The sequence below is a fragment of the Psychrobacillus sp. Z3-81 genome, from assembly GCF_056620325.1.
Genome location: NZ_JBWQPU010000003.1, coordinates 221,311 through 236,078, shown reverse-complemented (window position 1 = coordinate 236,078; position 14,768 = coordinate 221,311). Strand labels below are relative to the sequence as shown.

Annotated in this window: 16 protein-coding genes and 1 pseudogene; all 17 read right to left on the bottom strand. The window is 34.9% G+C overall.

What is annotated here, in order from left to right; all coding sequences use genetic code 11:
• Positions 1-7 precede the first annotated feature (7 nt).
• Positions 8-658 (bottom strand): SMI1/KNR4 family protein, encoded by a 651-nt coding sequence (locus AC1ECF_RS05185; RefSeq protein ID WP_480388337.1) that lies wholly within the window; start codon positions 656-658, stop codon positions 8-10.
• A gap of 386 nt (positions 659-1,044) precedes the next feature.
• A complete protein-coding gene (locus AC1ECF_RS05180; RefSeq protein ID WP_480388420.1) occupies positions 1,045-1,518 on the bottom strand; it encodes an SMI1/KNR4 family protein in 474 nt (157 codons plus the stop codon).
• A 141-nt stretch (positions 1,519-1,659) separates the two neighbouring features.
• Positions 1,660-2,148 carry a hypothetical protein gene (locus tag AC1ECF_RS05175; RefSeq protein ID WP_480388336.1) on the bottom strand — a complete coding sequence of 163 codons (489 nt, stop codon included), beginning with the start codon at positions 2,146-2,148 and terminating at the stop codon, positions 1,660-1,662.
• Positions 2,145-3,506 carry an AHH domain-containing protein gene (locus AC1ECF_RS05170; protein ID WP_480388335.1) on the bottom strand — a complete coding sequence of 454 codons (1,362 nt, stop codon included), beginning with the start codon at positions 3,504-3,506 and terminating at the stop codon, positions 2,145-2,147. Before AC1ECF_RS05170 ends, AC1ECF_RS05175 begins: the two co-directional genes overlap by 4 nt.
• 275 nt (positions 3,507-3,781) lie before the next feature.
• Positions 3,782-4,291 (bottom strand): ankyrin repeat domain-containing protein, encoded by a 510-nt coding sequence (locus AC1ECF_RS05165; RefSeq protein ID WP_480388334.1) that lies wholly within the window; start codon positions 4,289-4,291, stop codon positions 3,782-3,784.
• 22 nt (positions 4,292-4,313) lie between these two features.
• Positions 4,314-5,582 carry a hypothetical protein gene (locus tag AC1ECF_RS05160; RefSeq protein ID WP_480388333.1) on the bottom strand — a complete coding sequence of 423 codons (1,269 nt, stop codon included), beginning with the start codon at positions 5,580-5,582 and terminating at the stop codon, positions 4,314-4,316.
• 184 nt (positions 5,583-5,766) lie between these two features.
• Positions 5,767-6,057 (bottom strand): hypothetical protein, encoded by a 291-nt coding sequence (locus AC1ECF_RS05155; RefSeq protein WP_480388332.1) that lies wholly within the window; start codon positions 6,055-6,057, stop codon positions 5,767-5,769.
• A gap of 273 nt (positions 6,058-6,330) precedes the next feature.
• Positions 6,331-6,783 carry a YrhA family protein gene (locus AC1ECF_RS05150; RefSeq protein WP_480388331.1) on the bottom strand — a complete coding sequence of 151 codons (453 nt, stop codon included), beginning with the start codon at positions 6,781-6,783 and terminating at the stop codon, positions 6,331-6,333.
• Positions 6,784-6,795: 12 nt separating this feature from the next.
• Complete coding sequence (locus AC1ECF_RS05145; protein WP_480388330.1) at positions 6,796-7,635, bottom strand: HNH endonuclease; 840 nt, start codon at positions 7,633-7,635, stop codon at positions 6,796-6,798.
• Positions 7,636-8,005: 370 nt separating this feature from the next.
• A complete protein-coding gene (locus AC1ECF_RS05140) occupies positions 8,006-8,524 on the bottom strand; it encodes a SecY-interacting protein Syd (protein WP_480388419.1) in 519 nt (172 codons plus the stop codon).
• A 48-nt stretch (positions 8,525-8,572) separates the two neighbouring features.
• Positions 8,573-8,992, bottom strand: a complete 420-nt coding sequence (locus AC1ECF_RS05135) for a hypothetical protein (RefSeq protein ID WP_480388329.1) — start codon at positions 8,990-8,992, stop codon at positions 8,573-8,575.
• Between the two features lie 296 nt (positions 8,993-9,288).
• On the bottom strand, positions 9,289-9,771 hold the full coding sequence (locus AC1ECF_RS05130; RefSeq protein ID WP_480388328.1) for an antitoxin YezG family protein: 483 nt from the start codon (positions 9,769-9,771) through the stop codon (positions 9,289-9,291).
• Positions 9,764-10,066, bottom strand: a pseudogene (locus AC1ECF_RS05125) (DNA/RNA non-specific endonuclease); the annotation flags it as partial. The pseudogene AC1ECF_RS05125 and the gene AC1ECF_RS05130, both read right to left, overlap by 8 nt.
• 290 nt (positions 10,067-10,356) lie before the next feature.
• Positions 10,357-10,842 (bottom strand): immunity protein YezG family protein, encoded by a 486-nt coding sequence (locus AC1ECF_RS05120; protein WP_480388327.1) that lies wholly within the window; start codon positions 10,840-10,842, stop codon positions 10,357-10,359.
• Positions 10,843-12,675, bottom strand: coding sequence for a T7SS effector LXG polymorphic toxin (locus tag AC1ECF_RS05115; protein ID WP_480388326.1), 1,833 nt, complete (start codon positions 12,673-12,675; stop codon positions 10,843-10,845).
• A 333-nt stretch (positions 12,676-13,008) separates the two neighbouring features.
• Complete coding sequence (locus AC1ECF_RS05110; protein ID WP_480388325.1) at positions 13,009-13,164, bottom strand: hypothetical protein; 156 nt, start codon at positions 13,162-13,164, stop codon at positions 13,009-13,011.
• A 111-nt stretch (positions 13,165-13,275) separates the two neighbouring features.
• Entirely contained in the window at positions 13,276-14,733 is a 1,458-nt protein-coding gene (gene dacB, locus AC1ECF_RS05105) for a D-alanyl-D-alanine carboxypeptidase/D-alanyl-D-alanine endopeptidase (protein ID WP_480388324.1), read from the bottom strand.
• Between the last annotated feature and the right edge of the window lie 35 nt (positions 14,734-14,768).

The window sequence follows — 14,768 nt, the reverse complement described above, 5'->3', positions numbered from 1 at the left end:
ATATTTTTTAATTATCTTGAAGCCCTATTACAATCCATTCATCTACAATATCCCAGAAATCCACATTATATTCAGGGTTATCATTGGTAAACCACAATGTCGCTATATCACCTATACAGTTGTTTAAATCTATAGCAACATATCCTCCCATGCCATTTTCAAAAAAACCATATGTTGTAGCCATATTAACTCCTAGTGGTCCATCTAATTCTTCAAGTATTCCCCATTCATGATCCTCAAAATGAGTAATGCGTTCTACTGGTACAAGTCCCATAGCTCTACTTGGCAGATAATAAAAACCATTGTGTAACTTTTCATAGAATTCCTTAATAGATTCTGGAACATTTGACCAATCTCGTTGCATTTCTGAAGTATAAATAGAATTTGTCGGTATACCACCTTCATAATAAAGAATTTCGTCCTTTTCACTCTTTACGCTGTAAAGTACTGCATATTCTCCATTATCTAAAATTAATTCAAATTCTATTAAATTCTCTTTCAAGTATGAGATAGTATTACTCAATTCTTTTTCACAGACACTATTCCATAAAGCTATTAATTTATCTTTCTTTCTAGTTTTATCTGTTTCTTTAAATATCTCTATCCATTTTTCAGGAATATTTCTCTTTTCATTATTGAGTATGTCACTGATAGACACAATCTCAATACTTTTTCTGTATTATTTTAAAAAAGATAATTTATCCAACCGAAATCACTCCTTTTTATTTAAATTCATCTATCAATTTTTCGATCAATTTAACAAGGTAACAATATGATTCCATTACAATAAATTCGTTTAATATTAACCGAGACTTTCTTTGGAGACAACTCTTTTACGTCATTTTACACACATATCCATATTATTCCAAACTACACCCCATCTATAACTCATTAAATTGTGCACCTCTTTAATAATCATCGTCATCGGGTAATCTACCTTAATCTCCTAAGTTTGCTTATGCATAAAAAAACCTTGAAAGCATATTGCCATTCAAGGTTTTAACTATTTATTCAACAGTAAGGTTAATTCACTACCAACAGTATCTATTCTGTTAATATATCTAAAAATTCTTTAAAGCTGTTACTTACTTTATATGTTATAGGATTTAAATCTGAAGACTCTTCATGCTTCCAAACGCATACAATAGGCTCTTCTACATTGTTACGATAGTCTAAGCAAACAAAGTCACCTGCAAATAAAACAGCAATTGGTAACAATTCAGTACCTACTAAATTTTCATCAAAAACAATTCTTTCGTCTAGTTGTGTTCTAACTACCCCTATATCGTAATACTCGTCTTCTCTTTCCCCGGTTACTTTTAAAATACATAAAAACCTATCAATCGCATAATGATGGTTATTACATTTAAAACTATCCTTTATAGGAGTACCGCCATTATATTTTTTTATAAATTCTTTATACGCTTCTGGTAAGTTTATTCTCCACTTAGCTTCCTTTTCAGAAAGCAAAGTATCGTCCGGCAAGGGATAAATTATTGATCCAACCTTAAATTCTATTCCTATACCTCCTCAGAAAAACCCAGATAGTGACTTTTATAAAGTGTCCACTATTTTGGGTTCAGTTCACTCGTAGGAAACAAGTGCTTTAAGTTTATATAAATATCTGTATTTTTTACAAAGCTACATTAGATAACAAATTTATACAAAATAAGAAATTATTTTTCCGTTGTCTGGATAATCGCCTTTCCAGCCACAAGGAAGACCACCAGCTTTGTAAATATTGAAAATTTGTTCGTAAAAATTTTCACTTTTACCATTTATCGCGCGATTTATCGCGCAATTTCTTAAATCTACCACAACATTCTCAAAAAAATCACTATACGAGTCCGGAAGTTGGTTTCTAAGTCCATTAGCAATTTCTTCTGTCACTTCCTCTAAACCATTAGGTTTTTGACTAGGGTCTAGTTTATACAATTTTCCCTTAACTTTCCCCATTTCAATTTGCCTAATATCTGACCATGTGTATTCATCCTCACCAAAAATCTCATAAAAAGCATATTTTTTTGCCTCAATAAAATCATTAATAATAGCAACATCTTCAGGGACCACTGTCTTTTGAATATCTTGCATAGAATTTGCAAATTGAATAACTTCTTCAACTAATTTAGTATGAATTCCATACTTCATAATTTATTAAACCACCTTTCCCATAAGTCTATTGTTGCTCCTCCACCTCTGTCCCAAACAGGTCTAATTCTATCCTTATTGTTGGCTCTGTCAAGCAAATAATCATCTAAGCCTTTTTGTTTTAATATTTTCAATTCTTTCTGTAGATAATCATTCGTCATATAGAGTGGCAATCCTTCTTCTTGAAGCTTCCTTAGCTTTTGTTGTAACTCAAACACTTGTTTTTCAATAATACTAATATCTTGATTTATATCTATTTCATCTAATTTCCGTTCAACAAAATCACTATAAACAGAGTGATAACCTTGATGACGCGAAGTTGAGCTTACGTACTCATCAGGAACACGAAGGAAAAACCCATTGGAAGCATGATCCATGTCCATTCCTATTTTTTCAATAACTGGATGCTCGTTGAATTCAGCAGGAATAATATGTTGTGCTTGATAAGGAGAACGTTTGGTTGATCGACGTAGTCCCATTTCTTCGAACATATTCTTACCAAGTTTTGAAGAACTTCCACCTGTTACTTTACCAGGAGTACCAGGAATAAGCCTACTACCTTTACCCGTACCCTTTGTCTCAACATCCACACTCTTTACATCTGTATTCACATTACTATCAATATTCTTATTTGTTGGTGTAGTATCCACCTTTGTTGATGGCGTATTAATTGTATTCGTCTTTTTAGGAGGAGCTGTATAATCTGCATTCCCTCCAACAACTTTTGGCTTAGCCTGTATATTCGAATTTGGTGTCTCTGATTTCACATTGGCTTTCCCGCTACTAACTGGTGCTGGGTTGTTTGCTTTTGACGTTGGTGTAGTGACTGTTTTAGTAGGTTTGTTTGGAATTGTAGTGTTGCTTAGGTTTATGTGATCTCCATTGCCGTCCAACTCGGGGTTCTTATTGGCAACGTTTTGGTTCTGAATCTCTGGATTAACACCGCCACTAGCGCTTTTAGATGTTGCTGGGATATCCGTTTTCACTGTTGGCATGTTGAACATGAATGGACTATTATTGGCATTCGGTGTCCCATTCTGTAAGCTAGTAAACAGTTTTAACCGTGACTGTGATCCAATCAGTGGACTATTGACCATATCCCGGTAAACGGAAGTAGATACAGATTCTACCACCTCATCATTTAGGACATTTTTGGGCTGAAAAAAATGACGTCCTTTATTCGCAAATTTTGCTCCAGTGCTACCCCAACCAGCAAGTGGGATCATAGCTGAGAAGGAGAACGCTGCATTCACCTTATCTCCTCTAGCCGTATAGATAACTCCATTTAAGCCATCTGCTATTTCACCGATCCCGGGTACTAGTCCTACTAAATCTAATCCTAACTGTAGACCATTCAACAGTTTATTTCCTTTTGGTTTTTCGGCTGGTTTCTATGGCTTTCATTTATACTTCTGCAGGGTAACCGACTCTCGTTCCAATAGAAAAAACACCTCTACATTGATTTGTTGGTATCTTATACCCGTTTTTTCAATAAAAGGTGTTTTTTTTGTCTCACTTTTTTAGGTCAGTGCGCTTGAAGGCAATCAAGTGCTTTATCAATTGTTAATCTCATCTCTAAACTGGTGAGCATATTAATTTCAAAATTTACAGTCTCCGCAGCTATAACACTACTTTATTCTTTTTCATCCATCTTCCATTTTAAATATTCAGCAATTTCTGTTTGTCCAAATTGTCTAGCATATTCATATGCATCCATATTCTTGATATTCTCTCCAGTATATCTAATTGAAATATCTATTCCTTTTTCAACTAGAAACTCAACTACTTCTTTATGCCCCCCATAAATCGCTCCAAATAACGGATTTCTTTTTGCTAAGCTCACATCTAAATCTGCACCATTCTCTATTAAATACTTTACTATCTCCAAATGGCCAGCTCCAGCAGCTACTCTTAAAGGAGAAGCATCAAATATATCACCTTTTGTATTTACATCAATTCCTTTATGGATTAGATATTGTACTATTCCAAAATGTCCTTTCTTTGCTGCAACATGTAACCACGTACCAAATGGTGTCATTGAATGTAAAGATTCTGGATTATCTTCTATTATACGTTTTACTTCATTAATATCACCAACCTTAATAGCATTTCTTATAGTTTTATTTAGACTTTTTTCATCCATAATTTTACCTCCTAATTTCCTACTACCTTGTACTAGCTATGTCTCCTAAATCATCAAGCGCTTCAACCATATCATCAAAGTCACCCCCCATTTCTTCAATAGTCCTTAACCGATTCACTACTTCCTCTAAAGCATCAAGACTATGTTGTCCTACTACGCCATTTGGTGCCCAGACAAGGTTTTCTTCGCCAATTATCGGATCTATCCCATACCTTCTTAATATTTCCTGACCTTCTCGAACTATTTCTTGTTGTTTCTGGCCAAGGCCTTTTTTAAAAAGAATATGATGTGCATGAGGATTTATCATAGCAGTAGGTGGGTCACCTATTAGTCCTCTGAGATACTTACCAAAATCCATTTTAATTAATACTTCATCATATTCTTTAGTAATGCCTAATTCAGACATCTTTTTTCTAATCTCAGACAGCTCATCTACATTAAAAGTATTATTCTGAATAGCGTTTTTAAGCTTATTCATCTTGTCGGCATCTACTTTACCGTTCACAATTACATCATCAATATAATCACTTACAGTATTAACCGTACCCTTACTCCCAACAGTAAGTGGATTGTTGAAAGTTACAGACTTCGGTGTCATATTATTGATGTCTGTTTTGAACATATTCATGTTGGCCTGGGTCCTGCCTAGTGGGACATTGACCACTTCTTGGTACGTCGGTGTCACGATAGATGTCACTTTTTCATTACTTAATACATTTCTGGATTGGTATAACTGAGTACCTTTATTTGCAAATTTGGCGCCAGTGCTTCCCCAACCAGCAATTGGAATCATAGCCGCAAAGGAGAGCGATGCGTTCAACTTATCCCCTCTAGCAGTATAAATAACTCCATTTAAACCATCTGCTATTTCACCAATCCCGGGCACCAGTCCTACTAAATCTAATCCTAACTGTAGACCATCCACCAGTTTGTTTCCCTTTGGTTTTTCGGCTGGGACTACCTCTTCCTTATATTCCACTTTAGAAACAATCTCGTAGTATACTGTCCCGTTTTCGGCGTATTCTTTTATGAGGAGACCATTGGCATATTGGTGGTACTTGATATCCTCTCCCACATTTTCTTCGATTGTATTCATTCTTTTCGATTCTAACGCTTGAAAAGTTTTGGCGTTAATCATCGTGCCAATCAATTTCTCTCTTTCTTCTACCCATAGGCTATTAGGATCTAAATATACCTTAGGGAAAAGCTCTGTTCTGATTGCACTTCCAAACGTAATGGCATTCCACTGACTCGGCTGGAAAGCGATGTCCTTTAGCTCTGCTGTAAACATTGACCCCAAATCCGTTAGCCAAGTGTTCATCGTTTCATATAGAGCTTAAAAGCACTATCTCTATTCTGTAAATAATTAGTAGTTCACTCGGCACTAGGTAGCCCACCAAAAAAGAAACCTTGAAAGGCGTATTGCCACTCAAGGTTTTTTATAATCTATAAATATAATCAATGCTATCTATAAATCATCTCCACCTCCAGTTAATTTCCCTATCTGTATAAACTGCAGGTATGTATATACCCTTTCTTCTATTTTCATCATCAATAATATACCAATTGCTATCATCTAACCATTCTTCGTTATAATTAGTTTCTTCAAAATCATTTTCCTCATCAACAATCGCTGCAAAAAAATCGTTGAATTTGTCTATATTTTTTGAAGGATTAATCTCAGCATTAATCCACATACCATCAACATTAATATTACGTATATCTCCTAAAAACTCGTTTTGAAAGTATAGTTTCAAACTTCTCACTCCTTAGGCGAAACCTTAATATATTGGCTAGGAACTTCCTCTTTATCTTTCTACTTCAACTAATATATCTAGCCCATCATAAAGCATATTATTGTACTTAAATCGTGATATGGTTTTTAAAATTTATCTCAAAAATAAACCTTGAATGATAAACTACCACTCAAGGTTATCTCTACTATTTTTTTTGAATCAAATCTTTTACTTGTCACTTATTTAATTCAATATCTAAGTATTTATCTTTAAGTTATATGTTGGTTATATCATTAATTACATCTATAACAATGAATCCGACAATATTTTTTCAAGCATTTCGTCAAATTCTTTGAATTCAACCATTTCTCGCCCTGAGGGATTATCTAATTCAATATATTGCGCTTTAGTTGTATCGTATACATACCAACTAATATTACTTTCTCCTAAGAACAAATATTTTTTCTGATATTCATTTTCATACCATATCTGATTAAAAGAAATTAATCCATTAATGGGTTGGTTCGGTTTTCTTACTAATAATACTTCATCTATTCCATACACAATAAACCCATTGAACTCTAACCCATTTATTATCTTCAAGAAATTAATATATTCACTTGGCAGCTCTTTATGTAACTCTTTCTTTACATTTTTCTCAAATATAGCTAATTCTTCTTCGCTTGCACCCGTATTTACTTGCTCACCGTATAAATTTTTCTCCACTATTAATTCATCTAATTTGATATTCCACATATTATAATCCCCTTATCGTTTTTCTGGATACAATTTCCCTTGAGGAATTGGCCATTCAACTAGTTGTTTTTCTCCTGGAGTTAGTTGCTTTGCAAAGCTATTTTGATAATTCGTTATAACTTTATGGTAAGGTTCGTTTTTAATTAATATTAGATTATCAAAACTATTTGTTCCGCTATCATCTATTGGTACTTTATGATGAACTTGCCAACCATCAGGAACTCTACCCTTTTGTAATTTGATTATATCAATATCAGAGAATGCCGAGTTGTTTATAATATCATTATTTTTAGATAAATCTACCAAAAATTGTTTTCTTATTGAATTGTCAAATTCTTTTCTATAGCGTTCTAACTCTACTCTATCTCGTTTTACATATTCTATTTCTTTTGTTTTTATTCCTTCTAGAGTAATATTTTCACCTCTAAGTTTTCCCGTAAAATCAGCCTTGGTTACTTCTTCAAAATCCGCACCCTTACTCCCAACAGTAAGTGGACTGTTGAAAGTTACAGACTTCGGTGTCATATAATTAATGTCTGTTTTAAACATATTCATGTTGACCTGGGTCCTGCTTAGCGGCCCATTGACGACTTCTTGGTACGTCGGTGTCACGATAGATGTCACTTTTTCATTACTTAATACATTTCTGGATTGGTATAACTGAGTACCTTTATTTGCAAATTTGGCGCCAGTGCTTCCCCAACCAGCTATTGGAATCATAGCGGCAAAGCAGAGCGATGCGTTCACCTTGTCTCCTCTAGCCATATAGATAGCTCCATTTAAACCATCTGCTATTTCACCAATCCCGGGCACTAGTCCTACTAAATCTAATCCTAACTGTAGACCATCCACCAGTTTGTTTCCTTTTGGTTTTTCGGCATTGGTTAATATGAGAGAAAAAAGAGACCTTGAAGTAAATAGCCCTTCAAGGATCTACAAAGAGTATTCTAAATAAAGTTAGTTTTATTCTTTATATGTTTTTGTAATCTCCATAACTTCCTTTGGTGCTAAACCCTTATAATTTGAAAATATTAAGTCGCTGTGAGCAGGGCAGGGCGATGAACATTTCCTTATAAGATTTCTATATATTCACTTAACTCTCCATCAGATTGTTTATTGTTACATATTTTATTTACTGTTCAACTAGTTCTTTAAATGTTAGTTTCTTATATATAATTGTGTTTACTTAACCTTGTTGAAAGATTCTTCACTAAATAAAATTCTATCTTTTCAGTCTCAAATTCCCTATTAATTCTTGGATATTCTCAGCAATATTCTCAAATGTTCCTCTTTCGAAATCTTCTAATTGTATTATTCCACTATTGTTCTCAATAACCACTAACAAACCATTCCCTTCCGTCCCAATAGGTATCTTCTTTAAACTATCCCCATGATTTTCTTTATATCCTTTTAGCGACTCTCGGAATGAACTTATCTCGCTATTCGGTAGCACAGGCTCTAATGCAATATAGTGTTCCTGATAAAATCCATCTAAATCTGCAAACCAATATGAATTAAAATATTCAACAATTGATTTATGCAATTTTATATCAAATTCATCTTCTAAACTTGTAAAGTCCTGTGAAACATTCTTTTCTACAGGTTTCCATGAGATATATTCTTCTTCATCAACTTCACCATCATAAATTATTAGGTTCTCCTCACTACTAATTGGTGTTTTAAATAAAAAAACTAAACCTTCATTAGCTATATCTTTTCTCATTTGAAAGTACCTCTGCATTGCTTCTCTTACTGACAAAGTTATCATCCTTTACTTATTTAAAAATATTTAATCATGTAAAGACTTAAAGTGACTAGCTAGCGATACAATTTCATCATCAAGATTAGGAAACTTAATAATACTATCCAGGACGCTTATAAAAAAATTTTTTCTATCCCCCTGAGAACCATTGATAACCCTATTTAACATCCAAACAGTATGCTGTGTAGGTTGTCTTTCAAGTGATTCAACAAGCTTTTCTTCATATCCATTTTTATAAAACTTTTCAACAAAATGTACAAAAGGTCCTGGTCTACCAAAATTTACATTTGGATATTTTTCCATCAACTTCAGAATAGGTTGAATAGCCTCAAAAGCATCTTCCCTGTTCTCTATTTCTTCAACAATATCGTAAGTAACCTCAATAAAATCTTCATTCATAATTGATTCTTCTAGCTTTATAATTAATTGATTTAATTCATTTTCCATCTTATCATTCCTTATTTGAGAGTCTTTTTCTTATGATTAAATGCTTTATTTGTCATACCGTTTACAATAAGTTCTGAAATCCCGGCATCCAGCAAAATTATTTATTGTCCTTAACTAATTATATAAAAAAACACTTGATGCTTTAAATGCAATCAAGCGCTATATCATTCTGCTATGCTATTCCTATTCAAGTACCTTTAAAAATTCATCAAAGTTATCTGCCACTTTAAATGTTATAGGTTCAAATTCACCTGATTCTTCATGAGACCACTCGCAAACAGATGGATTTGCTTTACCTATTTCTTCTCTTTTTCCAAAGTCTCAAGATACTTTTCTAAATATTTTTTTCCTGAGTTACTTCTTGGGATAATACCAAGGTGTATATAATTCCATATTGTCTCCCTTTCATGCGAATTTGCATTAGTAAGATCATCATAATCAAAGTCGATTTTAAATTTTCCTGTTTTATCAAAAAACATAGTAAAATTTGTCCATGGCTCTTGATTGTTATCAATAAATACTCTTCTTAGTTCCTTAATGCAATTCAATAGTAAATGCCATTTTTGAAAATATTCTTCTTCACTTACAGTAAAAAGTTCAATAATTTCCTCACTATAAACAGGGTGTTCACTTCCCTTAGGAAAGTAATAGAAATAAGAAGTTTGAGAACCCTCTCCAACCTCACCATAAAGATATACTTTAATCCATTCCTCTGGAATTGTATCTATTACGGTTTCTACTATTTCGTTGTATAGCCTATCTAATTCTTCTTCAATCATCCAACTTACCTCCTCGAACATTATCAAAACTCTTGGTTCGCCATTTGTCATCACCAATTTTATATCTAATATCAAAGCTTTCTGGACGTTGCGAATCACCCTTATAGTTCGGTCTTATTTTTACCATAACCTCATCACCTTGCTTAAGTGCTTCCGCCCATGTATTTTCAAGTTTTTTCCACTCACCTTTATTTAAATTTCCATTCATTGGAACAAGGTTATCAAGATCTCCTGACCCTTTGAAAATACTTGCAATTAAATGCCCACCGTCATCATCAGGTTTACGATCTTCTCTTCCTACTACCTTTTGGGCATAGTAGAGTTAAAAAGCACTCGTTGCCACTGACAATCAAGTGCTTTAAATTCATATATTTTTAAGTAACATTACATTTGTAAGTTTTTTAGTAACAGTATGACATCTTTTTATGCAATGACAACTAATACTGGTTCTTCGTAAATTTCGTATTTACTTTACATTATAAGTTTTATATTCATCGCTCAGTAAAATGTCATCACTACACATAGTAATCTATGTTTGGCAACCAACATTACACTTTATATCATCTATAATTCTAATAAATAAGATTATTTTTGCATATTTATATACTCTCTTATTAGTTTCACATCACTTTCTCTCTTTTCATCAGGAGAAATTCCTAATTTTTTATACTTCCATATAATTAATCTCTCATAATGATTATAATTATTTTCTTCCTCTAATAATGTATAATCAAATTCAATATCAAACTTACCAGTTGAATATAATTCAAATGTTAAATTAGTCCAAGGTTCCTGCTTATTTCTTATAAATTCTTCCCATAACTCTCTAAAGATACGTTCAAGAAGATTTAGTTGACGTTCAGTCTCGTCTTCGTCAATCCCCTCTATATCTTCAATATCTAAGCTGTATACCGGTTCCTGCTTATTTTTTGGATAGTAGAAAAATACCGTCGAATCACTATATTCATCTACTTCAGAATATACTATTACTTTCTCCCATGGTTCAGGAATAACACAGTTTAACTGCACAGCAATTTTTTGATAAATTCTTTCCAGATTCTCTGTATTCATTCACTTTCCTCCATATACATTTTTCAAATTAGCTTTAAATTTTTCTCCATCAATACTATATTTTATGTTGAAACTAACAGGCCTAATAGAATTACCTTCATATACAGGTCTAATATCAACTATAACTTCCCGCTTTTCTCTTAAAGCTTTTGCCCAAGCAGATTCCAATTTTTTATAAGCACTTACATTAACATTACCATTCATTGCAACAATATTATCAATAAGCGAAGAGCCGTTAAATTGCGTACCAATTATATGTCCACCGTGATCTCCTTTAGTACTAGGTGCTTTAACTCGGTTTACCCCACCAGCTGCTAACTGATGCTTAGTATTACGTTCTCCCATTTCTAAAGTTAATTCTCCACTAGCTCTCTCAATTCGTCCTAGCTGATCTGTTTTATATAGATATCCATTTGTTTCATATTTTACATTAGGTTTTAATTTAAATTCATCTAAAAAGTAACTTCCATCTTTAACAACATCATCAACAACCTTACCAGAATTACCCGCGCCCTTACTCCCAACAGTCAGTGGATTGTTGAAAGTTACAGACTTCGGTGTCATATAATTAATGTCTGTTTTAAACATATTCATGTTGACCTGGGTCCTGCTTAGCGGCCCATTGACGACTTCTTGGTACGTCGGTGTCACGATAGATGTCACTTTTTCATTACTTAATACATTTCTGGATTGGTATAACTGAGTACCTTTATTTGCAAATTTGGCGCCAGTGCTTCCCCAACCAGCTATTGGAATCATAGCGGCAAAGGAGAGCGATGCGTTCACCTTGTCTCCTCTAGCTGTATAGATAACTCCATTTAAGACATCTGCTATTTCACCGATCACGGGTACTAGTCCTACTAAATCTAATCCTAACTGTAGACCATCCACCAGTTTGTTTCCTTTTGGTTTTTCGGCTGGGACTACCTCTTCCTTATATTCCACTTTAGAAACAATCTCGTAGTATACTGTCCCGTTTTCTGAGTATTCTTTTATGAGGAGACCATTGGCATATTGGTGATACTTGATATTCTCTCCCACATTTTCTTCGATTGTGTTCATTCTTTTCGATTCTAACGCTTGAAAAGTTTTGGCGTTAATCAACGTACCAATCATTTTTTCTCTTTCTTGTACCCATAGGCTATTAGGATCCAAGTATACCTTAGGGAATAGCTCTGTTCTGATTGCACTTCCAAACGTAATGGCATTCCACTGACTCGGCTGGAAAGCGATATCTTTTAGCCCTGCTGTAAACATTGACTCCAAATCCGTAAGCCAATTGCTCATCGTTTGGATATCTTGTTCGATAGAATCCAATAATGCTGTCTGAGAGAAATCAAACTCATTCAATAATCGGACGGTGTCATCCCGTCTCTTTTTGGCATTCAGAACCCCTATCTGAACTCCACTGTCGTCGAGATGGGGCAAGGCTATGATATCACTAACCGTATCCATAATACTGTTTGCCTCATTCGTGAGCGCTTCTGTTAGATTTCCGATGAAAGTTAACCCCTGCTCCAGTTCCCCTTCAAGAAATTCTTGACTTATGTATCCAGCTGGGGATGGCTCCATTGAGAGTAAGGCAGACTCGATCTGCGAAAGCCTCTGAAGGTAGTTGTCTGAGAATACTTGAAAGAAATGGAGAAATGGTAGGTGACAATCTGCGTAAAAGGCTCGGATTGCATCGGCTCCCTCCCCCTTGAACGAATCAGCCATCTCGACTAAACCTTTCACTGTCCTCTCAATATTCTCTATCTCGATTTTTAGACGTTCAATAGTAGCTACCTTGCGCTTCAGGCCATCCTGGAGTAAATCGACATCTACTATTTTCATAGGTAAGTACCCCGTCTGCTATTCACAACAAAAGATTGACTTATCACTTCATTATACAATAATTCCCTACTACTAGACATCTTTACTCCTCCTCTAGCACTTCAATTTTATCTATAATATTCCATTTATTCCAAGGAAGTGTAAAGCTTTGAATTATTATTTGGATAAAAATAATTCGGAAGGATTATAAAATTTCAGAATAATTAAAGCTTATGTATTAATTGTTAGTGAGACTTTAAACCCAAAATATTCACTTATTAACAATTTAGAGAACCCCACTCTCAAAATAAAAAGGGCTTATGATCTTAGAATCATAAGCCCTTCTCTTTTGATTTAAGTTATCTTTCCGCCACTTGTATTCTGTGTTTTTTTCGCAATTGGCGAGTTAGCCTTTTTGTGCTTATCGCTAATCGGAGGATTGGTATCTTTTACTGGATCTCCGTACGCAGTGAATGTATTTGGGTCGTTTTTCGGTTCTTTATTTGGCATTTTTGTAACCTCCATTTTCAAGATACCTTCTATTATTCCCCCATCATTCGCAATTATGTAAATAAGAAGAAAGCGCATATAACGAATCGTTATATACGCGCTTCCCCCTTTTTATAATTCTCTTGCCATTGTTAGTACGATTTCATCAATCGCTGTAGCTGCGCCTGATTTATTTTGCACCAGTACGCTGAATATATATTGCTGGCCGCTGCTTCCTTCTAGATATCCGCTTAATGCATTAACGCCTGTTAAGGAACCAGTTTTTGCAAAAACCTTTCCAACTGTCAGTGGGTCCTTTAATCGATTACGGATTGTCCCACCAACCATTCTATCTGGATGACCCGCAACTGGCATGCTCATAAAGAATGTAGAGAACCAGTCTTCACTTTGCACCTTAAACAATAGGTCACTGACTACCATGCTCGATACATTATTCGCATGAGATATGCCGGAGCCATCTTCAAAGGACCAGTCATTCATTTGAAGACCAATCGACTTTCCGAATTTATTTACAACCTTCAATCCTGCTTTCGTGCTGCCATGGTGATTTTCCACCTTGCCCATCGTTTTGATTAAAATATCTGCAATTCCATTATTACTAAGCTTCATATAAGGAATCACCAGTTGATCAAGTGGCATAGATTTCTTCATTGCAACTAAATCAGCGCTTTTTGGAGTTGCAGCTCTAAATAGTTTTCCTTTTGTATATTCAATTCCTACCTCTGCTAGGATTGCTTCGAACATCGTTAATGTATGGGTAGTCGGATGCTGCACTGTCACCCATTCTCTTTTCGTTTTATCAAACGGTAGATTTCCGCTAATAATGATTTGATTTGTACGATAAGAACGTTCAATCGTCACCGTATTGCTTTTGCCAGCCTCTACGGTCACTGCTTGGTTGATGATTTCCAAATCACCTAAATGAGGAGTAGCTTGGAATGTTGGAGCTTGTCCAATAGCTGAGCCCGCTACATCTACGATAATTGTCCCAGAATCATAGTCACTATTAGGAGAAGTTGTCAGCGCCGAGATTGGAGCCGCGTAATAATAAGACTCGTCCCCTTCCCAAATACCAGGAGTAAGCAGATCATTGTCAAACCACTTGTCATCTCCCACTATACGACCATCAATTTTGGTGATTCCCTTTGCTTTTAGCTCCTGTGCGAATTGCTGCAGGTCCTCTACAGACAAAGTCGGGTCACCTTCACCCTTTAAATAGACATCTCCCTTTAAAACTCCATTCTTTAATTTCCCAGAGGTATAAAGACTTGTCGTGAACCGGTAGTCCTCGCCTAGAATCTCTAATGCCGCTGCAGTCGTAAGCAACTTCATATTGGAAGCGGGCTTGATAGGCATCTCACCGTTATAATCATAGAGTAATTCTCCAGTTTCTCGATCTCGAATGGAAATACTCACATCTCCACCAGCGAGCTTTTGTTCCACAATCCTTTTAATCGAATCGTCCAAGCTTACATTGCTGGCTATCTCTGCTTTTGCCGAATGACTAAATCCCGTCAAACTAAGCAGCATTGCCACCGCTACTATCCAGCTTGCCCATTTTTGCTTCATATACTTCCCCCTCATCCAATTTTGATTACAAGGAA